This window comes from Geofilum rhodophaeum (assembly GCF_002210225.1).
Taxonomy (GTDB): Bacteria; Bacteroidota; Bacteroidia; order Bacteroidales; family Marinilabiliaceae; genus Geofilum; species Geofilum rhodophaeum.
In genome coordinates this window covers 1-922 of sequence record NZ_MWUJ01000070.1, presented here as the reverse complement: position 1 = coordinate 922, position 922 = coordinate 1, and the positions used below count along the sequence as shown (strand labels likewise).

Genomic DNA, 922 nt, shown 5'->3' with positions numbered 1-922 from the left:
TATGGCCAGTGGCGGTTTGCGGGCTACGTTCCTATCCACCGTTACAAAACTTCATGCGGGGCAGAATGTTCCAAGTTTCTACTTCCCCCGCCATTGGCTATATTGCGTGTTGTGCTTTCGTGCATTTTTCTGTTTCATAATCAGTTTAACGTCTGCATAAATCCAAATCGAAACAAATGAAATAACCGCAATACCTGCAATCATTCCTCGAATCGTTGAACTGTATATCGCAATTAGTCCTGCTGTAATTATTATGGCAGAAAGAGGATACATTAAAAATCTAATCCCAATCCGTTTTAAAGTCCATTCGTTTTCTTGTTTTTCCTCAATCACTTGAATTGGAATATCATTTTTAACATCATTGAGATTTTTAACAAAAGTTCGAATATTCTTACGATTCCAGCCAAATGATGCAACAGAAGACCATTTGTCTGGGTCACAAATACTATTGGTTAAAAATCCGTTCTTTAATCTGATTATTGTAATCATTTCGCCCCAACTTCCAGTCCAATTCCACTGTCTATATGCTCTTAAATATGTTTTATTATTTTTATCAATCGTCCATTCCAATTCTTTTACAGTCCTCTCAACCGCTTCTTTAAATTCCTCGTCAGTATAGTCAATCGTCACTTTCTTAAACCTCAGTCGGTATTTCTGAATGAATAAAAAAGCAATTGCTGGTATTATCCATGGCAATGAAAATCTCAATAATTCTTCAGCGCTCCGAACACCATCATAAGTCTTTGTAACATAACTTTCAAATACGCTTATTAATGTGAAAATGGAAATCAATAGTATGTACACAACTATGAAATAATGATTCACTGTCTGCCAGAAACTTAATTTCAGTCTCTCTGTTTCTTTCATTTTTTTAATCCAATCTCTATTCATGTAGGAATCTCTCTTTGCATGAAGCACAACG

At 35.5% G+C, this 922-nt stretch carries 1 protein-coding gene; it reads right to left on the bottom strand.

The window, feature by feature from the left end:
* Positions 1 to 78: 78 nt before the first annotated feature.
* The coding region (locus B4W65_RS17070; RefSeq protein ID WP_205741326.1) for a hypothetical protein at positions 79 to 922 on the bottom strand (844 nt) is incomplete at its 5' end.